This is a genomic window from Pseudomonas sp. FP597, from assembly GCF_030687435.1.
GTDB classification, from domain to species: domain Bacteria; phylum Pseudomonadota; class Gammaproteobacteria; order Pseudomonadales; family Pseudomonadaceae; genus Aquipseudomonas; species Aquipseudomonas lactucae.
Genome location: NZ_CP117432.1, coordinates 1,905,152 through 1,923,692, shown reverse-complemented (window position 1 = coordinate 1,923,692; position 18,541 = coordinate 1,905,152). Strand labels below are relative to the sequence as shown.

Here is an 18,541-nt window from a genome sequence, read left to right as displayed (position 1 = left end):
ATGTGTCCCCCGACTCAGCGGTTGTGCCGATCAATAAAGCTCAAGGCCTGGTACAGCGCCCGCATCCGCGGCAACTCGCAACCGGCGGCCTTGGCAGCGGCCAGCGGACGCGCGTAGATCGCCGCCAGCTCCAACGGGCGTTTGTGCACGTGGTCGTGGTACATGCTCGGCAGGTAGTCGTCCATGGATTCGGTCATGGTGAACATCTGCCCAGCGTAACTGGCGGGAATCTCATGGCCGCAGGCGCGGGCGCCCTGCACCACTTCGGCCATCAGCGCCTGGATCAGTTCGCGGCTGGATTCGTCCGCCATCAACGCTGTGGTGCCGCTGCCCAGCAAGACAGAGAGGCCATTGAAGGGCACGTTCCACACCAGCTTGTGCCAGCGCGCCTGATGCACATTGGCCATGGCCTGGGATTCGATGCCGGCCTGGTGAAACAACGCGGCACCGGCCTCGACGATGGATGTTTGAAGGTGTTCGTCGTTGGCCGCCGAACCGCTGTGGTAGCCCAGGTTGACTCGACCCAGCGCCTGATGCTCGACAACACCGGGGCTCGATCGGTGCACACCGATATAGCACAGCCCGCCCAGCAGATGCAGTGACGTCGGCAGGTGCCCACGCAGGCTGTCTTCAACGTCCAGGCCGTTCTGCAGCAACACCACCTTGGCATCCGGCGCGGCGACCTGGGCAAGTGTCGGCGCCAGCTCCACGTTCCCCGTGGACTTGGTGCCCACCAGCAGCCAGTCGCAGGGCGGCATATCGGCAGCGCTCGCATACGCCTGTACCGGCTGCAAGTGCAACTGGCCATGCACGTTGCTGTTGACACGCAGACCATGCTGGCTGACCGCCGCATACTCGCTGCGCAACAGGAAGTGCACGTCGAACCCGGCACGTGCCAGCATCACACCGTAGAAACCACCAATGGCGCCGGTGCCGATAATCCCAATACGTGGCGATGGAACGGTCATGGCAAGTCCTCAGGAGTGCGGGTCAGCGCGTGATTCACCGCGCTGGTCAGGTCAGAAAGTGTAAGACGTGTCTGTAATTGCCCGAGGAACTGACCCTCGCACACCACGAACAACGCGGGCAAATGAAAGATTTGGTAGCGTTCGACCGCGCCACCGTTGTGCCCGGCATCCACCCAGCACACACGGTCCACCGGCAAACGCCAACCCGGCAATTGCTGGCGTGCCCAACGGCAACTGGAACACCCTTCGCTTGCGAACACCACCAGCGAAATCCCTGGCAATCCCAGCAATTGCTGGTCAATATCCAGATCGGTCAATTCCAGTTCCTTCACTATACTGCTGCCACCGCCGTCGACTGGACGGTGCTCGGAGTCCGTGTACATGGGTCGTTTTTTACCTCACCCTGATGATGTCGCCGCGCTGTTGATCCAACGTCCTTCCCCCGCCATTCCCCGCCAACGCCTGCACACTATCGGCCTGGGCGGCGTCGCCTGCAATTGCCCGCGTGCCTGGCGCCAAGGCACCGCTGTTGATCTGCACATTCCCTCGCTGGGTGCCAACGCACGTTATCCGGGCTACGTGGCATGGTGTCGCAAGGTGGAAGACGGCTATCGCGTCGCGGTTTCGTTTACCGATGAGCATGCCCTGTTCGGGGCGCGCATGGGTGAGCAAGCATGCAGGATAGAGCGCTACTGCCGCCAGCACGAAGAGGTCGACCCCACCCCTGCGCAACTCGAAGCCCTGGCCCGCGAGTGGGTGGCGCGCCATGCCGGTGAGTTCTCCCATGAGGCGTTTGTGCAGCCAGCGCGGGATTAAAGCGGGCTTTGCCCATTGTCGCGGGCCCGTGTTACGCGCTAAGGTTCCTCCCCCCTGCATCCAAATCATGCTGTGCTCCGCCGCACGGGGATGGCTGGCGGCCGGCACCCGTGACCCTGACGAGTAACACGATGGCTGATTTACCGATCAATGACCTAAACGTCGAATCCAACGAGACACTGATCACGCCCGATCAGCTCAAGCGCGAAATACCTTTGAGCGAGGCTGCATTGCAGACCGTCACCAAGGGCCGCGAAGTCATCCGTGATATTCTCGACGGCACCGACCACCGCCTCTTTGTAGTGATCGGCCCCTGCTCGATCCACGACCTCAAGGCCGCCCACGAATACGCTGAGCGCCTCAAGGTGCTGGCGGCTGAAGTGTCCGACACCTTGTACCTGGTCATGCGCGTCTATTTCGAGAAGCCGCGTACCACCGTGGGCTGGAAAGGTTTGATCAACGACCCGTACCTGGACGACTCGTTCAAGATCCAGGACGGCTTGCACATCGGCCGCAAGCTGCTGCTGGACCTGGCCGAAATGGGCCTGCCCACCGCCACCGAAGCGCTGGACCCGATCTCCCCGCAGTACCTGCAGGACCTGATCAGCTGGTCGGCCATCGGCGCACGCACCACCGAATCCCAGACCCACCGCGAAATGGCGTCCGGCCTGTCTTCGGCCGTGGGCTTCAAGAACGGCACCGACGGCGGCCTGACGGTTGCGATCAACGCGCTGCAATCGGTGTCCAGCCCTCACCGTTTCCTGGGAATCAACCAGGAAGGCGGCGTCTCCATCGTCACCACCAAAGGTAATGCCTATGGTCACGTGGTGCTGCGCGGCGGCAACGGCAAGCCCAACTATGACTCGGTCAGCGTTGCCCTGTGCGAACAGGCGCTGAACAAGGCCAAAATCAAGCCGAACATCATGGTCGATTGCAGCCACGCCAACTCCAACAAGGACCCGGCCCTGCAACCGCTGGTGATGGAAAACGTCGCCAACCAGATTCTGGAAGGTAACCAGTCGATCATCGGCCTGATGGTCGAAAGCCACCTGAACTGGGGTTGCCAGGCCATTCCAAAAGATCTGGCCGACTTGCAGTACGGCGTGTCGATCACCGATGCCTGCATCGATTGGTCCGCTACCGAGAACACCCTGCGCAGCATGCACGCCAAGCTCAAGGACGTATTGCCCAAACGCAAACGCACTTGAATCGGAGCGCAACAGCGCACCACAAAAACGCCGGGCTGAGCCCGGCGTTTTTTTACACGGCTGTTTTATGCCTTACAGCTTCGCGGCATGGCGCTGGTGGCGCTCCATGTAGCGCTCGACATAGGAGCAGGACGGAATCACCGTGTAGCCAGCCTCTTCGGCAAACTTCAAGGCCGCTTCGGTCAGCGCCGCCGCAATGCCACGGCCCCGCAGTGCGTTAGGCACAAAGGTCCGATAGATATCCAGGGTCTGCTTCCCAAGGTCCATATAGGTCAGATAGGCACGATGACCGTCCACATTGGTCTCGAACTGATGACCAGCCTGGTCATGGTGGATGGACAACGCCTCGCTCATCACTACTCCTTGCGGGTCTTGGTTTCTGACCCCTACCTTACCGATGTTTTTCCGGCGAAGGAACATCTACGCCACCCCGTGCCGGTTTCGACAACGAGAAAACCTTGAGCGCTCACACCTGCACGTAGGGAATAGTAGGCACCAATCCTGCGATTGCTCAAGGCGCACTCGTCATCCCCTGCCACGGGTGGATATAGAAAAGACCTCGACCCGTCGCGGATCGAAAGCCTGAACATTGCCGGCTGTTGAACCTTGAGACGAACAGGCGCTCTTAAAGTCACCTCTACATGCGTAAAAGATGCCCGGCAAGGCCACAGTCAACGCAACGCAAGTGTCGAGATGAATATATAAATTTTCATCTATCTGCAAGGCTTGGCACATGCGGGCCGGCCCTTTCAGCCTGGGTCTCATTTGCGCCCGATCGAAAAAAATTGGACGCTTTTTATACAAATCCCCAAAAGGTTAGCCAAAACAGATTCGCCGCGAGAATTTTTTTTGCTTCTTGCGCTACGTCAGTTTACTTACTACAAGTAATGGGTAGTATGTACGCCGGCTATTAGCTCACTCTGAGAAAGTAGCCATTTAATAGAAAGTCCTTGAAGGGGAACACGATGAACAACGTTCTGAAATTCTCTGCTCTGGCTCTGGCCGCAGTTCTGGCTACCGGTTGCAGCAGCGTCTCCAAAGAAACCGAAGCTCGTCTGACTGCAACTGAAGACGCAGCAGCTCGCTCCCAGGCCCGTGCAGACGAAGCCTACCGTAAAGCTGATGAAGCTCTGGCTGCTGCTCAAAAAGCACAACAGACTGCTGACGAAGCTAACGAGCGCGCTCTGCGCATGCTTGAAAAAGCTAGCCGCAAGTAATAACCCCTCGGGGTTGTTATCAAGCCGATCCATTTATGGGTCGGCTTTTTTATTGCCTGAATGCGAGAGGAACGTTGCGGCGTCTCGACTTGTTCCCCATAACGGGTTAACCGTCAGCACATCAGGTAACGACCGGCCGCTATCGGGAGCAAGCCTCCTCTCACAGGGTTTGCTCGGGTTTATTACTGCAGATCAATCGGCGCGCTGGAGGCTATCGGCGCAGCGCCGGGCACGCCGATTTCGGTGGGCAAGCCCTCTTCCGCCGCCACCACATCACGCACCTGATCCCAGTTGACTCGCAGGTTATTGGCCAGGTCTTCACGCTTGAGCAACGCGTTGATCACCGCCGTGTGCTTGTCGACCACCGACGGCGTGCCATCGTCGTTCAACGGCGTATGGGCTTCGAGATAGACCTTGCCGCCGCTGCTGCCGAACTTGTAGGCATCATTGATGATGCGCACCGAAGTGCCCACCGGCACCATGCCGGCCATCTCCAGCACGTTGTTGTTGAACATGCGGAAGCAACCATGACTGGTGCGCGTGCCGATGCCGAACTTCATGTTGGAACCGTGGATCAGGTAACCCGGTGTGCCCAGGGTGAACTTGAACGGGCCCAGGGGGTTGTCCGGGCCGGCCGGTACCACGTTGGGCAACGGGTCACCATTGGCGGCGTGTTCGGCCTTGATGGAAGCCGGTGGCGTCCAGGTCGGGTTCGGTGTCTTGGCGATGATGCTGGTATGGGCAATCGGCGAGCCCCAGCCCTCGCGACCAATCCCCAGCGGGAAGGTGTAGACCACGTTCTGGCCCTTGGGGAAGTAATAGAGCCGGTACTCCGCCAGGTTGATCACGATGCCTTCACGAGGCCCCGGTGGCAGGATGAAGCGCGTCGGCAATACGATCTCGGTGCCCGCCCCCGGCAACCAGGCATCGACACCGGGGTTGGCCGCAACCATCTCCGAATAGCCCAGGTCGTAGGTAGTGCCCAGGTCGGCGAAGGTGTCTTCGTACTTGGCCTTGATCACCTGGACCTGGCCGACGATGTCCTCACCGGGTGGTGGCAAAGGCAACTGCAACGCGGACGCAGAACCGGACGCACAGAGTGCAGCGAGAGACAGGCAGCAGGTGACGACGGAAAGGCGCGACAACATCCGGAAAATCCTTCGCAGAACGACGGGTAGGTAAAAATCGATTGTATACGTGAAGCGAGCCTCTAACCGCAAGCGTGTAGAGCACCTAGAGTTCGAAACGCAACTCCGGCCAGATCGGCGGCGTGCCACGCTTCTGGGACTCAAGAATGGCCCGGCATAAGGGGCACAGGCGCTGATCCTGAAAAATCGATCGATCGACCAGCGACCAGCGTGGTTGCGCCGGCAATAAAGTGCCGCACAGCGTGCGATCGATAGAGCCCCCCAGCTCCAATTGACGCGTGACCAGATGTACCCGCACTTCCTGGCAGGCGAACAGATCCAGCTGCTCGTCCGGTTCGATCAGTTGGTAATTAAACAGGGACCAGGCAGGACGCGACATCGGGGGCTCCAGATCGGGGGGGCGCCACCTTAGCCGAAAGCCTGCCGGTAGAAAAGCGTCATAACAGCGGTTTCAGCGCCGGCCAGACATTTTCCAGCAACTTGCCCTGGGCGGCGACCGCCGGGTGCAGTTGGTCAGCCTGCATCAACTCCGGATGGCCGCCTATACCTTCAAGGAAAAACGGTACCAGCGGAATGTCTTTTTCCTTGGCCAATGTGCCAAAGACTTCGGCAAAGGCCTTGGTGTATCGCGGACCGTAATTAGGTGGTAACTGCATCCCCAACAACAGTACCTTGGCGCCGCCGGCCCTGGACTGATCAATCATCGACGCAAGATTTTGTTGCAATTGCGCCGGCGGCTGCCCGCGCAAGCCATCATTGCCCCCAAGCTCGATAACCACCACGTCCGGCTTATGCTCCGCAAGCGCCGCCGGCAGCCGCGCGAGGCCTCCGGCACTGGTATCGCCACTGATGGAGGCGTTGACCACTTTATCGTCGAAACCTTCCTTCTTGAGGCGTTGCTCCAGCAATGCAACCCATCCTTTGCGGGTATCCAGGCCGAAACCGGCACTGATACTATCGCCGACGATCAGGATCGTACCCGCCGCTGCGCTCTGGGCCACGCACAACAAGGCCAGGCCAGCACTCAAAAACCACATTCGCATCGGACTCTCCATGGGCGCAAGCATTCTCACCGCGCGAAACCTCAGCAAAGTGGTTCCCAGCGCGGAAGGTGAACTGACTATCCTGCACGAACTGAGCCTGGAACTGAACAAGGGCGACAGCCTGGCTATCGTCGGCAGCTCCGGCTCCGGCAAATCCACCCTCCTGGGCCTGCTGGCCGGCCTCGACCTGCCCAGCAGCGGCGAAGTCACCCTCGCCGGCCAGGCGCTCAGCAGTCTCGACGAAGACCAACGGGCGCGCATCCGCGCCGAACACGTAGGCTTCGTGTTCCAGTCGTTCCAACTGCTCGACAGCCTCAATGCACTGGAAAATGTGATGCTGCCGCTGGAACTGGACGGCCGCAAAGATGCCCGCGAGCGCGCCAGACACCTGCTGGAGCGCGTAGGCCTGGGCCAACGCCTGACCCACTCGCCGCGCCAACTCTCTGGTGGCGAACAGCAACGCGTGGCGATTGCCCGCGCCTTTGCCGCCGAGCCGGACGTGCTGTTTGCCGACGAACCCACCGGCAACCTCGACAGCCATACCGGCGAGCGCATCAGTGACTTGCTGTTCGAACTCAATAAAGAGAACGGCACGACGCTGGTGCTGGTCACCCATGACGAGCGCCTGGCCCACCGTTGCCGGCGCCTGATCCGTCTTGAAGCCGGCCTGATGGTCGCCCCCCTGGAGCCTTGATGGCACGTTTGCCGCTGTTGCGCCTGTTCAGCCTGGCCATGCGCCAATTACTGCGCGATGCCCGCGCCGGCGAATTGCGCGTGTTGTTCTTTGCCTTGTTGGTGGCTGTGGCCGCCAGTACCGCCATCGGCTACTTCGGTGCGCGTCTCAACGGCGCCATGCTGTTGCGCGCCACCGAATTCCTGGGTGCCGACCTGGTGCTCGAAGGCAGCTCGCCGGCCCGCCCGGAGCAAATCCGCTCCGGCACCGAACTGGGCCTGGACCATGCCCGCGTGGTGGAATTCTCCAGCGTCATCGCCACCGACAACGGCATCCAGCTCTCCAGTGTCAAAGCGGTCAGCGAGCAATACCCGCTGCGCGGCGAACTCAAAAGCGCCGACGCGCCCTTCGCCGAGCAAACCCCGGGCGGCGAACCGAAACCCGGTGAAGCGTGGGTGGAAGCGCGCCTGTTGACAGCGCTGGACCTCAAAGTCGGCGACAGCATCGATGTGGGCATGAAGACCCTGCGCCTGGCCCGCGTGCTCACCTATGAGCCGGACCGCGCCGGCAACTTCTACAGCCTCACGCCCCGGGTCATGATCAACCTGGCGGACCTTGACGCCACCGGCGTGGTCCAGCCCGGCAGCCGCGTCAGTTACCGCGAGCTGTGGCGTGGCCCACAAGGCAGTACCGCGTTGCAGACTTATCGCGACTTGATCAAACCGGGCCTGGCCGCTAACCAGCGCCTGCAAGACTCACGGGACGGCAACCAGCAGATCGGCGGGGCCCTGGGCAAGGCCGAGCGCTACCTGAACATGGCGAGCCTGGTGGCCGTGTTACTGGCCGGTGTGGCCGTGGCCTTGTCGGCCAACCGCTTTGCGACCCGACGTTTCGATGCCAGTGCGCTGTTGCGCTGCCTGGGGTTGTCGCGACGCGAAGCCATGCTGTTGTTCAGCCTGCAACTGACGGTCCTGGGCTTGCTGGCGAGCCTGGCCGGCGCTGTGCTCGGCTGGCTGGCGCAGTTTGGTCTGTTCTACTTCCTGCACGACCTGCTACCGGCCGACGTGCCGCCCGGCGGACTGTTACCCGCCGTTGCCGGAATCGGCACCGGGCTGGTCGCCCTCGCCGGCTTCGCCCTGCCGCCGTTGGCTGCGCTGGGCCGCGTACCGCCGCTGCGGGTGTTGCGTCGCGATCTGCTGCCCATTCCTTCCAGCACCTGGATGGTCTACGGCGCAGCCCTGTTCGCCCTGGGCCTGATCATGTGGCGCCTGAGCCTCGACCTGGTGCTGACCTTCGCCCTGTTGGGCGGTGGCGTCGTGGCGGCCCTGGTCCTGGGTGGCTTGCTGCTGCTGTTGCTGCAGAGTCTGCGACGCTTGCTGGCCCGGGCCGCCCTGCCCTGGCGCCTGGGCCTGGGCCAGTTGTTGCGCCATCCACTGGCGGCGGCCGGCCAATCCCTGGCGTTCGGCTTGATCCTGTTGTCCATGGGCTTGATCGCCCTGCTGCGTGGCGAATTGCTGGACACCTGGCAAAACCAGCTGCCCAAGGACGCCCCCAACTATTTCGCGCTGAACATCCTGCCGGCCGACAAGGACGCCTTTGGTGCGCGCCTGCTGGAAGTACAGGCACAATCGGCGCCGTTGTACCCGGTGGTACCGGGCCGACTGATCAGCATCAATGGCGCGCCGGTGCAGGAGATTGTCAGCAAGGACTCCAGCGGTGACCGCGCGGTGCAGCGCGACTTGAGTCTGACCTGGGCCGCCGACCTGCCACCGGGCAATGTGCTCACCGCGGGTTCGTGGTGGTCGCAGCAACCCGGCGATGGCATCCCCGGCGTCTCGGTAGAAGCCAAGGTTGCCGAAAGCCTCAAGCTCAAGCTCAACGATCACCTGGTATTCACTATCGCCGGGGAAAATCGCGAAGCGCGGGTGACCAGCCTTCGCACCATCAATTGGGATAACTTCCAACCCAACTTCTTCATGATTTTCCAGCCGGGCACCTTGAAGGACCTGCCAGCCACGTACCTGACCAGCTTCTACCTGGCTCCGGGCCATGACTCGCAGATCGTCGATCTGTCACGGGCGTTCCCGGCCGTGACCATCCTGCAGGTCGAAGCCCTGCTGGAGCAGTTGCGCAGCATCCTCGCCCAAGTGACCCTGGCAGTGGAGTACGTGCTGTTGTTTGTGCTCGCGGCGGGGATGGCGGTGCTGTTCTCCGGCCTTCAGGCCACCCTGGATGAACGTATCCGCCAGGGTGCGCTGCTGCGTGCACTGGGTGCTGAACGTAGGTTGCTGGTCAAGGCCCGACGCATCGAATTCGGCTTGCTGGGAGCCGTCAGCGGGCTGTTGGCGGCGCTGGGCACCGAACTGGTGACCTGGGTGCTGTACCGCTATGCCTTCGACCTGGCCTGGCAACCGCACCCGTGGCTGTTACTGCTGCCGGTCATAGGCGCAGTGTTGATCGGGGGCGCCGGAGTATTCGGTACGCGTCGCGCGCTGAACGCCAGCCCACTGACCGTTCTGCGCGAAGGCTGATCGACCGATGGCAGGCATGCCTCACCGCGTGCGAGCCACGGTCGCCTACTTTACGTACTCGATACCGGTGATCCACCAACACACTTCGCCATTGGGGGTCTGCACGATGGCTTCATCGTCGACCTCCTTGCGTAACAGCGCGCGGGCCATGGGTGAGTCGATGGAGATGTAGTCCATTCGATCATAAATCTCGTCGTAGCCAACGATGCGAAAACGCTTGGTTTCGCCTTTCTCGTTTTCGATATCCACCCAGGCACCGAAGAACACCTTGCCTTCCTGTTCGGGCATGTACTCCACAACGCGCATGTCTTCCAGGCGCTTGCGCAGGTAGCGCACGCGACGGTCGATTTCGCGCAGCAGCTTTTTGTTGTATTGGTAGTCGGCGTTTTCGCTGCGATCCCCAAGCGAAGCCGCCCAAGTTACTTTGCGCGTGGTGTCTGGACGCTTTTCGCGCCACAGGTAATCCAGCTCTTTTTTCAGCGCCTCATGACCTTCTTTGGTTATCAGCTTGGTACTCAAACGCTTGCATCCCCAGGCAATGTGCAGTGATGACGATACGCCAGGTTCCGAGTCCTGGCACCGACGGGCTGACGTTGATGATAAATGAACCCGGGAAAGTAGCCAGACCCGTTCAGCTTCACCCCTCCAGCACCTGATCCAGCGCGTGCAGCATCCCTTGCAGATTCTGGCGCAACTGCGCCAATTGCGACTTCATCAGGTTCAACGCATCGGCCTTCTGGTTGAATGCCTGCGTTTGATCATGCAACTGCGCACAGCGCTGCTCCAAGGCTCGCGCCTTGTCATCCATCTGGTTCTGCTCGTGCTGTAGCCGAACCTGCCACTGCTCCAGCGTGGCCTCACGTTCAAGTACCGCATGTTTTTGTTGCGTCAGTTCCTGGGCGACGCGCGCCAGGTTGGTCAACGTACTGTCCACTTCGGGCAAGGCATCGTGCTCGGTCGGCGCCGGTAGTTGAGGCTTCGATGGCAGGCCAGGCTCCTGCACATCAGCAGGCGCGACCGACACCCGGACCAACGGTGTTTCAACCGCAGTCTGCAGGCTTTCTTCAAGCGATTGTTCGTGTTCAGGTTGCCGGTCAGGTTCAGCGGGGCTCGCACTTCTGGGTGGCGAGATCATTTGCGATGAAAACCGAATGGACGGCACGATCAACGACGTACTTTCGATCGCAGGCAGCGTAGGGGCGGATATTCCCAATGTGATCACTTTCATCACCAGCGCCTTCTTGATGTTGACCGAGTGATGGTCTTCGGGCCTGGCAGGCGGCAACTTGCAGCCTTTGAGATCGACAAAATAGTAAGGCACCTGGGTTTCGGTGACACCGCCCGCCTTGGCGCCCGACGTGCTGGCCAGCATCAGGATTTGCTTGAACACGTGCATGGCAATCTGCAGGTCTTCCTTGGATTCAATCCCGCTCAGAAAATAGCGTTCGAGTTTTTTGCGCAAGGCCGCGATATAGACCCTGGAGCTCCCCGGTTCAACCTCCTCGTCCAAGCTATAAACCAGAAAATTGGAGGCTATCTGACCGACGGCAAACCCGCAGAGCAGAGCGCCGTTGACCGGCGCATCCTGACCGTTGCGCTCAAGAACAAGAGTACGTAGCAGCATCATGTCAATCATGACCTTATTAAAAGGATGGAAGTTTATATAAACATCAATTAAACATTCAGCATTCAGGCATTCAAAACACACACCAATTGTTTCAGTGACTCACCGGGAACGCACGTAGGACTTGTCTTATAAGTAGTGATCGTCGTTCCCAAACATGATCATTAACCGTACCCTTTCAACCTCAGCCCTCTCTGTCCTGCCAAACTTATTCGGTAAAAAAATGATCGAAATAAGCAATCTCACAAAACACCTGGACAAGAAAAATATAATCAGCGGTTTTTCATTCAGCGCCAAACAACAGGAATGCCTGGGACTCTTTGGAGAGGACGGTAAAGCCAAGACCACCTTGCTGGATCTGATATCGGCCTCGATAACACCCTCCAGTGGGCATATCACTATTCAGGGCTTCAACACTCAAGCCCAGACTCTTAAAGCCAAAAGTCTGGTCGGTTATCAACTTGACCGCATACTCACTCATCCGACGATGTATGTAAGGGAATTCCTTTATTACATCGCCGCCCTTCGCGGGTTCAACGGTGCAGAAAAACGCACCCGCGTGGAACACGCCGCCACCCGCCTGGAGCTGCTACCGGTTCTCAACGCGCCCCTCGACGCCCTCTGCACCGGTCTGAAGCGCAGAGTCGCGATTGCGCAGGCCATTGTGCATAACCCCGCCTTGTTGTTACTGGACGAGCCGACCGAGGGGCTCGCGCCTGATCAAAAGCACCCGTTCAGGCAACTCATTCAGTCCCTGACCCAAGACATGCTGGTGATCATCGCCTCCCGCAATAGCGATGAATTGTCAGCGCTCTGCACGCGGGCGCTGGTTATCGCAGGCGGACGCCTGGTCGCCGATGCCCCTCTGCCCGACCTACAGCGTGACTCCCGCCATTTCCAGGCAGTCACGCTCACCGCCGATGCGCCGCTGGACCTGCTGGCCCTTGCCGTACTGCCGGGGGTCGCCGGCATCGAAGAGCATCGACACACCCCTGGCACGGTGACCGTACTTGCCATGCCGGGGCACGCTATCTACTCACACGTCTATTCACTCATCGCCAACCGCGGTTGGAAAATCAACACATTGAGCCTGGAGCCCGGTCGCGTGAACGATGTGGTTCGGCACTTGAGCCAGGAGGTTCTTCCTTGAGACTGCTGTCCACCATCTTCAAGCGCCAGCTCGCTTGCTATGCCGGGTCACCTGCCACCTACGTAAGTGTCGCCATATTTCTAGCCCTGACCATGGCCCTGGGGCTGTACGCCAGCCGATGGCTGGAGCAGGACATCCACGATTTGCGCCTGTTCTTCCAGTTACACCCCTGGCTCTATCTGCTGCTGATGCCTGCCCTGGCGACGCAGCTTTGGTCGGACGAATCCCATGTCGGTTTTCGTGACCTGATGAAATCACTCCCCGTCACCGGGGCTGAACTTGCGATCGGCAAGTTTCTGGCCGCTTGGGTGGTGGCGGGTTGGGCCCTGATATTAACGTTTCCACTGGTCATTTTTGCCAACTTCGTCGGCACTGCGGATAACAGCGTCATCGCCTCGCAATTGCTGGCAAGTTGGCTTCTGTCGGGAAGCTATTTGTCTGTCGGTTGTTTTATTTGCACATTTATACGCCAGCGTACGGTGGTGTTCATATTGACATCAAGCTTGTTATTGATAGCCTCCGGCCTATCTTCGGTGGTAGACGCTCTTGAGCATCAGGCACCGATCTGGATCGTTGATAGTTTGGCCACGCTTAATCCCCACTCACGCTTCAGCATGCTCGACAGTGGCAAACTAACGCTTCACGACAGTGCTTACTTCATCAGCATTATCCTCGCCTTTCTCACCGCAACAACAGTCACTCTTAATTACAAAAACCGCTGAGAAGGAAAGCCCTCCATGCGTTCCACTCTGCGCACCGGCATGACACTCGCTGTCCTGTTGTTACTGTTTCTGGCATTCAATCTGGTTTGGCTAGGCAAACTTCCCGATATCCGCTGGGATGTCTCCCAACAGCAAACCCATACCCCCTCGCCTCCAGCACGCCAGTTACTTGCGTCATTGGAACATCCTGTGGACCTGTACTATTTCAACGCGAGCGACGCCCCCAACAGAAGCCATGCCCTGAGACGCTACGGCAAGCACATCGAAGACCTGCTTGGCGAATACGAAAAGGCAGCGAAGGGCATGCTCAACCTGCACATTATCGACCCTGCACCGTTTTCGGAAGATGCCTATAAGGCCCAGCTCTATGGCCTCGACCATCAGGCGGGCTTCCTCGGTTTGATCGGTACCCGCGCAGGTCTGGGCGCACAACGCATTGAAGCTTTCAGCCTCGACCGGGAACCGCTGCTCGAATATGAAATCAGCCACCTGATTCATAAACTGCAGCACCCGAAGCCCAGGGTTGTGGGGCTGCTGTCAGGTTTGGCGATGGACGAGTCCGCCAGCGGGCTGCTGAAGACACTGCAACCTCACTTCACGCTGGTCAATCTGGGGGTGGCCACCGGACGTGTGCCCGAACACGTCCAGACGCTGATCGTCGTGCAACCACGTGCGCTGCCTGAGCAAACGTTGTATGGGATTGAACAATTTGTATTGAGGGGCGGAAGGTTGATGATGTTTATCGACCCCGTCAGCGGGCAAGGCCCAAACGCCACGCCGGCCAATGCCAGGTTGGACGAACTGCTGGCGGCCTGGGGCATGCAGATGCCGCAAGACAAGTTGCTTGTCGACCCCCTCTACGCGTCCTCGGTAACGCCGGAGCCGGGAAAACCCGGGATACTCCATCCGGCCCGCTTGAACCTGCCCCGGGACGCGATGACCCCCCACGACATCAGCAGTTGGAAGCTGAACCGGGTAACGCTGTCGAGCAGCGGCGCCCTATTGCCCGTCAAAAACAGTCGTACCCACCTCACCCCGCTCCTGCAAAGCTCCAGGCAATCGGTATTGCTGGACACGGACCGCTTTGCTTCGGCAACCGAGTTCGGCTCACTGATCGATGCATCGTCCACGCAAGCGCAACCCCATGTGATCGCGGCCCGTATCGAGGGGCCGGCTCATTCGATCTTTCCCGACGGCATCAAGGGTCAGCCGGGCGGGTTGCAAAAAGCGACGCAGATTCAGGTGGTGGTGGTCGCGGACACCGACATGCTGACCGATCAAGTCGCCGACTCAGCGCCCGACGGCAACATGCTGTTTATCCTCAACACCCTGGACAACCTGACCGCCCCCGATGCGCTCGCCAGCGTCCGGCCGCGTACACCGACGCGGAAGTTGCCGAACAGACTCAGCGAGATGCGCGACAACGCCGCGCGGGCCTATCGTGACGAAGCAGCCGAACTGGAGCGGCGCCTGCAACAAACGGAGCAGGAATGGCAATTGCTGAGCCCGTCGACGCTCGGCGTGGTGAGCCAGACGGTAGATACCAGCTCACAGCTGCAAGCGCTCAACAAGGAGCGCCTGCGCCTGCCCATCGAGCTGCATGCCTTGAAAGTTGAAGCGTACGCCCAGGTACATCGCCTGGAACTGGCGATAAAACTGCTGCTGATCTTCACAATACCGCTGATGTTATGCCTGATCGCCTGGGGCATTTACCTGCGCCAGCATCGTCGTTACTCACGAGCCGGCACGGTGTTTCACTGAACGCCCCACCAAAGGCAATCAACGACGAGCGATCAAGCCCTGACGTGCAATGCGCGTCAGTTGGCGGATCACTTCTTCCGCATCGCCGACACTGGGCGCCTGGATAACCGCGAGGTCAAAGCTGTTGCTGGCAAAGCGGGCCAGGGAATCGCCGTCTTCGACAAACTGGATCAGAAACGCCGAAGGTCGTCCGGTACGCCGTGGCCAACCGTCCAGGTAACGCAATAGCGTCGGCTGGTGCTTGCCGCCCAGGAGGATTTTTGGATTGCGTTGAGTGAGGTCCGCGGTGATCGGGGCCAGGCGTATGAGGGGGCGTGGTGCATTCATCGTGTCGTGTCTCTGCCTCAAAAGTCTGCGGGCAGGTGAGAGGCAACACCGAACCAGCGCTTTAGCGGAATTTCAAAGCGGGTCTGGACCCGGCTTCTGTCGGGCTTCAATGAGTCCCGGTGGCGCCCCGCAATTAGCTGTTTAAATCGGCGCATGAGCGGCATCGTAGAGAAGCCGGTGGGGCGGTGTCAAGAATCCAGAGCAACGAAAAGGCCCACACCAGGGTGCGGGCCTTTTCGGTTACTACAGTGCCCTTAATGGGCGATGGCACGGTCGGCAGACAGTTTGCCCGCACCTTCGAGCAGCACCGCCAGCGAGCCGCCGAGCAGGGCCAGAGCGAACTCATAACCATTGTTGGCCATGAACAGACCGTTGTGGATATGCACCGACAAGATCGCCACGACCGACAGGATGGTCAGGCCCAATGCCGCAGGGCGTACCAGCAAACCGATAATCAGCGCCAAACCGGCGAAGAACTCCGTGCCGCCCGACAACAGCGCCATCAGGGTGCCCGGCGCCAGGCCGATGCTCTCCATCCACTGAGCGGTACCTACCAGGCCGTAGCCGCCAAACCAGCCGAAGAGTTTTTGTGAGCCGTGGGCAGCGAAAATGACCCCGACCACGATGCGCAGGATGGTCAAGCCGTAGCCGGCACGGGTGGACAGAATGCTTTTGATCAATGGGCTCATGGTGCAAATCCTTTTCAAGGTAGGGGTTGGTTGGCCGCTATATTAATCAGTTTAAGAAATGATAAAAGCCGAAAAAATGCCTAATTAATATCAATATAATCGATTATTTACGTGATACCACTTTAGGTGCCGGCGGTTCCAGCGACTCTCGTTCCCGATCAAACGCCAAATAGTACTTATTGACGCTATTAACATAGCTGACGCCGCCCATCCCTACCTGCTCCATGGCAATGCGTTCAACCTGGAAGAACCACTGGTTGGGGTTGAGCCCTCGGCGCTTGGCCTCGGTGCGCATGCCCTGCACGCGCTCGGGCCCCATGTTGTACGCCGCCAGCACAAACGCCATGCGCTCGCGTTCGTTGAGTTTGGGGCTGGCGAAAAACTTGCGACGGATCATCGCCAGATAACGCGCCCCCGCTTGAACGTTACTGTCGAGATTCTCGATATTGTTGACGCCCACCCGCTGCGCCGCCGAGGGTGTGATCTGCATCAGGCCGGTGGGGCCGCCGCTGTTGCGCGCGCCTGGATCGAGCGCCGATTCCTTGAAGGCCAATGCCGCCAGGTTAAGCCAATCCATGCCCTGCTCGCGGGCGTGTTTCTGCAATACCGGACGCAGTTTTTCCAGACGCTGGCGGTCGGCGCGCGCCAGAGGATTACGCACTTGGTAGAGGCGGCGGTAGATGCGCTGGAACGCCACGTCCTGGTCGGACGGCGTGTGATAGGTCTTGAGAAATCGATCAATACTGGCGCGCAGCATCGAGGCATCCTGGCGCACAAACCAGTACTCGTCGCCCGGTTCATTGATCACCACCTGTTTGTCGAAGCGCAACTTGGGCAGGACCTTCGACCAGCGTTCGGCAATCGGCTTTTCTACAATGGTCAGATGAAAAATCCCGGCCTGGACCATCTCCAGCACATCTTCGACCGCGAGCGTCGGATCGACCCATTCCACCTTGATCGGCGGCTGTTTGTGCAGTGCCAACTTCTGATTGACCTGGCTGACCGCATCCGCGGCGGCACTGCCAGTGGTCAGCGCCAGCGTGCGCCCTGACAGTTGCTCCAGTTTGGTGAACCGTCGTTCGCCTTTCACGCCGACCAGCCACAGCGGCACATCGCTGGCAATCGGGTCACTGGTAGCGATCCTGTGAGCGGCGTTCACATCCAGTAATTCGCCGGGCGCGACCACATCACCTTCGCCACGGGCCAGGGCGCCCAGCAACTGATCCTTGGCCTTTGGAATGATCTTGAGGTTGATTTCCTGGCCATCTCGGGCGCGGGCATTAAGGTATTGCTCGAAAGCGCGCAGGCGATGGTACTCGACACCGATGGCCTGGCCTTGCACTTCACCGGAACTGTTACGGCTCTGGTTGACCAATACCCGCAGGGTGCGACTGGCGCGGATCTCTGCCAGGTCGCGGACCTTGCCAGGCTTGGTCACTTCCAGCGGCCCGTCCAGACGCGCGACCGCCGCCATAGGCAGCAGTAATGTCAGGCACAACATAAGCAACGCCGAGGGTCGGATCATCCGCTCTCCGGAAAGAAAACTGGCCAACGCCCTCGCGAAAAACGCGGCGTTGGGGGTCAGAAACAGAGCGCTTTATGCGCAGGCTTTGCGGGCAACCGTGACCAGGGGCAAGGCGTTGGGCCAGCCACAATGTCGGTCGCGACGTTCAAAGACAGCTATAACTCGTTGTAGTTCTTCGATTTTCTTATAAATCTACAGCTCTGATATGCTTTCCGGCCGCAGGCGGAGATAGCACCATGCAACTCATTGATATCGGCGTCAACCTGACCAACCCCAGTTTCGACGACAAGCACCACGCCGTTCTCGACCGCGCCTACGCCGCCGGCGTACAGCAATTGGTGCTCACCGGTACCAGCGTCGACGGCAGCGAACAGGCACTGGAGCTGTGCGTAAAGCTCGATGAAAGCGGCCACCGACTGTTCAGCACCGCCGGCATCCACCCCCACTCCGCCAGCGACTGGAACGGCGACAGCGCCCAACGTTTGCGCAATGTGCTCAGCAACAACCGCGTACGGGCGGTGGGCGAGTGCGGGCTGGATTTCAACCGGGACTTTTCCCCACGCCCGCAGCAGGAAAAAGTCCTGGAACAGCACCTGGCATTAGCCGTCGAACTGAAACTGCCAGTGTTCCTGCACGAGCGCGACGCCAATCAGCGCCTGTTGGAGATCCTCAAAGATTACCGCGACCACCTCACTGCGGCGGTGGTGCATTGCTTTACCGGTGAACAGCAGGCGCTGTTCGGCTACCTCGACCTCGACCTGCACATCGGCATCACCGGTTGGATCTGCGATGAACGCCGTGGGACGCACCTGCACCCGCTTGTCAGAGAAATTCCCCGAGGTCGTCTGATGCTTGAAAGCGACGCGCCCTACCTGCTGCCGCGGACCCTGCGACCCAAACCGAAAAACGGTCGCAACGAACCCGCGTATTTGCCCGAAGTACTGCGCGAAGTCGCACTGCACCGCAATGAAAGTCAAGAAGACCTGGCCCAACACAGCACCGCCTGCTCCCGCGCATTTTTTGGGCTGCCTGCCCTGGATTGATGCGGCGCATTGACCCATGTCAAAACCGGTTTTCTCAGTAGCGGCACAATAATGGCACCTTGCCAATGCTGTTTCCGCTATCAGAGAAAACCTTCC

At 59.7% G+C, this 18,541-nt stretch carries 20 protein-coding genes; 9 read left to right on the top strand and 11 right to left on the bottom strand.

Annotated elements, in window-relative coordinates; all coding sequences use genetic code 11:
• Positions 1–14 precede the first annotated feature (14 nt).
• Together PSH66_RS08980 and PSH66_RS08975 are read right to left on the bottom strand one after the other, a co-directional pair.
• Positions 15–968 carry a putative 2-dehydropantoate 2-reductase gene (locus PSH66_RS08980; protein WP_305428849.1) on the bottom strand — a complete coding sequence of 318 codons (954 nt, stop codon included), beginning with the start codon at positions 966–968 and terminating at the stop codon, positions 15–17.
• Positions 965–1,351 (bottom strand): hypothetical protein, encoded by a 387-nt coding sequence (locus PSH66_RS08975; RefSeq protein ID WP_003172715.1) that lies wholly within the window; start codon positions 1,349–1,351, stop codon positions 965–967. The genes PSH66_RS08980 and PSH66_RS08975 overlap by 4 nt, the downstream gene beginning before the upstream one ends.
• Here PSH66_RS08975 and PSH66_RS08970 point away from each other — a divergent pair.
• Both PSH66_RS08970 and PSH66_RS08965 read left to right on the top strand, forming a co-directional pair.
• Entirely contained in the window at positions 1,350–1,784 is a 435-nt protein-coding gene (locus tag PSH66_RS08970) for a PilZ domain-containing protein (protein WP_078823758.1), read from the top strand. The two genes, PSH66_RS08975 and PSH66_RS08970, sit on opposite strands and share 2 nt — an antisense overlap.
• Positions 1,785–1,915: 131 nt before the next feature.
• The gene (locus PSH66_RS08965; RefSeq protein WP_141063753.1) at positions 1,916–2,992 is read left to right on the top strand and encodes a 3-deoxy-7-phosphoheptulonate synthase; all 1,077 of its coding nucleotides are present in this window, start codon (positions 1,916–1,918) and stop codon (positions 2,990–2,992) included.
• A 72-nt stretch (positions 2,993–3,064) separates the two neighbouring features.
• Here PSH66_RS08965 and PSH66_RS08960 read toward each other — a convergent pair whose 3' ends face one another.
• Entirely contained in the window at positions 3,065–3,346 is a 282-nt protein-coding gene (locus PSH66_RS08960; RefSeq protein ID WP_042944380.1) for a GNAT family N-acetyltransferase, read from the bottom strand.
• A gap of 611 nt (positions 3,347–3,957) precedes the next feature.
• On the opposite strand from PSH66_RS08960, the gene oprI reads away from it, so the two are divergent.
• Positions 3,958–4,209, top strand: coding sequence for an outer membrane lipoprotei OprI (oprI, locus tag PSH66_RS08955; RefSeq protein ID WP_003172710.1), 252 nt, complete (start codon positions 3,958–3,960; stop codon positions 4,207–4,209).
• A 182-nt stretch (positions 4,210–4,391) separates the two neighbouring features.
• Here oprI and PSH66_RS08950 read toward each other — a convergent pair whose 3' ends face one another.
• The 3 genes from PSH66_RS08950 to PSH66_RS08940 form a co-directional block, all read right to left on the bottom strand.
• Positions 4,392–5,357, bottom strand: coding sequence for a L,D-transpeptidase family protein (locus PSH66_RS08950; RefSeq protein ID WP_003172706.1), 966 nt, complete (start codon positions 5,355–5,357; stop codon positions 4,392–4,394).
• 85 nt (positions 5,358–5,442) lie between these two features.
• On the bottom strand, positions 5,443–5,736 hold the full coding sequence (locus tag PSH66_RS08945) for a hypothetical protein (protein ID WP_003172705.1): 294 nt from the start codon (positions 5,734–5,736) through the stop codon (positions 5,443–5,445).
• 58 nt (positions 5,737–5,794) lie between these two features.
• On the bottom strand, positions 5,795–6,400 hold the full coding sequence (locus tag PSH66_RS08940; protein ID WP_003172704.1) for an arylesterase: 606 nt from the start codon (positions 6,398–6,400) through the stop codon (positions 5,795–5,797).
• A 10-nt stretch (positions 6,401–6,410) separates the two neighbouring features.
• On the opposite strand from PSH66_RS08940, the gene PSH66_RS08935 reads away from it, so the two are divergent.
• A complete protein-coding gene (locus PSH66_RS08935; protein WP_078732218.1) occupies positions 6,411–7,094 on the top strand; it encodes an ABC transporter ATP-binding protein in 684 nt (227 codons plus the stop codon).
• On the top strand, positions 7,094–9,604 hold the full coding sequence (locus PSH66_RS08930; RefSeq protein WP_305428844.1) for an ABC transporter permease: 2,511 nt from the start codon (positions 7,094–7,096) through the stop codon (positions 9,602–9,604). The genes PSH66_RS08935 and PSH66_RS08930 overlap by 1 nt, the downstream gene beginning before the upstream one ends.
• A gap of 45 nt (positions 9,605–9,649) precedes the next feature.
• On the opposite strand, the gene greB is transcribed toward PSH66_RS08930, so the two are convergent.
• Together greB and PSH66_RS08920 are read right to left on the bottom strand one after the other, a co-directional pair.
• Positions 9,650–10,123, bottom strand: coding sequence for a transcription elongation factor GreB (gene greB, locus PSH66_RS08925; RefSeq protein WP_003172701.1), 474 nt, complete (start codon positions 10,121–10,123; stop codon positions 9,650–9,652).
• Between the two features lie 118 nt (positions 10,124–10,241).
• Positions 10,242–11,231: a hypothetical protein gene (locus tag PSH66_RS08920; RefSeq protein ID WP_305429595.1), complete on the bottom strand. Its 990-nt coding sequence runs from the start codon at positions 11,229–11,231 to the stop codon at positions 10,242–10,244.
• Between the two features lie 220 nt (positions 11,232–11,451).
• Between PSH66_RS08920 and PSH66_RS08915 the strand changes: the two genes are divergently transcribed.
• Genes PSH66_RS08915 through PSH66_RS08905 form a run of 3 tightly spaced genes read left to right on the top strand, consistent with a single transcriptional unit; the run spans position 11,452 to position 14,861 of the window.
• Entirely contained in the window at positions 11,452–12,378 is a 927-nt protein-coding gene (locus PSH66_RS08915; protein ID WP_305429594.1) for an ABC transporter ATP-binding protein, read from the top strand.
• Entirely contained in the window at positions 12,375–13,100 is a 726-nt protein-coding gene (locus PSH66_RS08910) for an ABC transporter permease (protein ID WP_305428842.1), read from the top strand. Before PSH66_RS08915 ends, PSH66_RS08910 begins: the two co-directional genes overlap by 4 nt.
• A gap of 15 nt (positions 13,101–13,115) precedes the next feature.
• The gene (locus PSH66_RS08905; protein WP_305428840.1) at positions 13,116–14,861 is read left to right on the top strand and encodes a Gldg family protein; all 1,746 of its coding nucleotides are present in this window, start codon (positions 13,116–13,118) and stop codon (positions 14,859–14,861) included.
• A gap of 18 nt (positions 14,862–14,879) precedes the next feature.
• Here PSH66_RS08905 and PSH66_RS08900 read toward each other — a convergent pair whose 3' ends face one another.
• From PSH66_RS08900 to PSH66_RS08890, 3 genes are all read right to left on the bottom strand, one after another.
• Positions 14,880–15,188, bottom strand: coding sequence for a class I SAM-dependent methyltransferase (locus PSH66_RS08900; RefSeq protein WP_305428838.1), 309 nt, complete (start codon positions 15,186–15,188; stop codon positions 14,880–14,882).
• Between the two features lie 254 nt (positions 15,189–15,442).
• Complete coding sequence (locus tag PSH66_RS08895) at positions 15,443–15,877, bottom strand: DoxX family protein (protein WP_305428837.1); 435 nt, start codon at positions 15,875–15,877, stop codon at positions 15,443–15,445.
• A 103-nt stretch (positions 15,878–15,980) separates the two neighbouring features.
• The gene (locus PSH66_RS08890; RefSeq protein WP_003172693.1) at positions 15,981–17,402 is read right to left on the bottom strand and encodes a transglycosylase SLT domain-containing protein; all 1,422 of its coding nucleotides are present in this window, start codon (positions 17,400–17,402) and stop codon (positions 15,981–15,983) included.
• Between the two features lie 236 nt (positions 17,403–17,638).
• Between PSH66_RS08890 and PSH66_RS08885 the strand changes: the two genes are divergently transcribed.
• Positions 17,639–18,445, top strand: a complete 807-nt coding sequence (locus PSH66_RS08885) for a TatD family hydrolase (RefSeq protein WP_305428836.1) — start codon at positions 17,639–17,641, stop codon at positions 18,443–18,445.
• The last annotated feature ends 96 nt before the right edge of the window (positions 18,446–18,541 follow it).

What these genes read in the sequence shown, in the direction of transcription:
- PSH66_RS08980 (WP_305428849.1), bottom strand. Translation starts at nt 968, where the DNA reads ATGACCGTTCCATCGCCACGTATTGGGATTATCGGCACCGGCGCCATT.
- PSH66_RS08970 (WP_078823758.1), top strand. Translation starts at nt 1,350, where the DNA reads ATGGGTCGTTTTTTACCTCACCCTGATGATGTCGCCGCGCTGTTGATC.
- PSH66_RS08975 (WP_003172715.1), bottom strand. Translation starts at nt 1,351, where the DNA reads ATGTACACGGACTCCGAGCACCGTCCAGTCGACGGCGGTGGCAGCAGT.
- PSH66_RS08965 (WP_141063753.1), top strand. Translation starts at nt 1,916, where the DNA reads ATGGCTGATTTACCGATCAATGACCTAAACGTCGAATCCAACGAGACA.
- PSH66_RS08960 (WP_042944380.1), bottom strand. Translation starts at nt 3,346, where the DNA reads ATGAGCGAGGCGTTGTCCATCCACCATGACCAGGCTGGTCATCAGTTC.
- oprI (WP_003172710.1), top strand. Translation starts at nt 3,958, where the DNA reads ATGAACAACGTTCTGAAATTCTCTGCTCTGGCTCTGGCCGCAGTTCTG.
- PSH66_RS08950 (WP_003172706.1), bottom strand. Translation starts at nt 5,357, where the DNA reads ATGTTGTCGCGCCTTTCCGTCGTCACCTGCTGCCTGTCTCTCGCTGCA.
- PSH66_RS08945 (WP_003172705.1), bottom strand. Translation starts at nt 5,736, where the DNA reads ATGTCGCGTCCTGCCTGGTCCCTGTTTAATTACCAACTGATCGAACCG.
- PSH66_RS08940 (WP_003172704.1), bottom strand. Translation starts at nt 6,400, where the DNA reads ATGCGAATGTGGTTTTTGAGTGCTGGCCTGGCCTTGTTGTGCGTGGCC.
- PSH66_RS08935 (WP_078732218.1), top strand. Translation starts at nt 6,411, where the DNA reads ATGGGCGCAAGCATTCTCACCGCGCGAAACCTCAGCAAAGTGGTTCCC.
- PSH66_RS08930 (WP_305428844.1), top strand. Translation starts at nt 7,094, where the DNA reads ATGGCACGTTTGCCGCTGTTGCGCCTGTTCAGCCTGGCCATGCGCCAA.
- PSH66_RS08920 (WP_305429595.1), bottom strand. Translation starts at nt 11,231, where the DNA reads ATGATGCTGCTACGTACTCTTGTTCTTGAGCGCAACGGTCAGGATGCG.
- PSH66_RS08915 (WP_305429594.1), top strand. Translation starts at nt 11,452, where the DNA reads ATGATCGAAATAAGCAATCTCACAAAACACCTGGACAAGAAAAATATA.
- PSH66_RS08905 (WP_305428840.1), top strand. Translation starts at nt 13,116, where the DNA reads ATGCGTTCCACTCTGCGCACCGGCATGACACTCGCTGTCCTGTTGTTA.
- PSH66_RS08900 (WP_305428838.1), bottom strand. Translation starts at nt 15,188, where the DNA reads ATGAATGCACCACGCCCCCTCATACGCCTGGCCCCGATCACCGCGGAC.
- PSH66_RS08895 (WP_305428837.1), bottom strand. Translation starts at nt 15,877, where the DNA reads ATGAGCCCATTGATCAAAAGCATTCTGTCCACCCGTGCCGGCTACGGC.
- PSH66_RS08890 (WP_003172693.1), bottom strand. Translation starts at nt 17,402, where the DNA reads ATGATCCGACCCTCGGCGTTGCTTATGTTGTGCCTGACATTACTGCTG.
- PSH66_RS08885 (WP_305428836.1), top strand. Translation starts at nt 17,639, where the DNA reads ATGCAACTCATTGATATCGGCGTCAACCTGACCAACCCCAGTTTCGAC.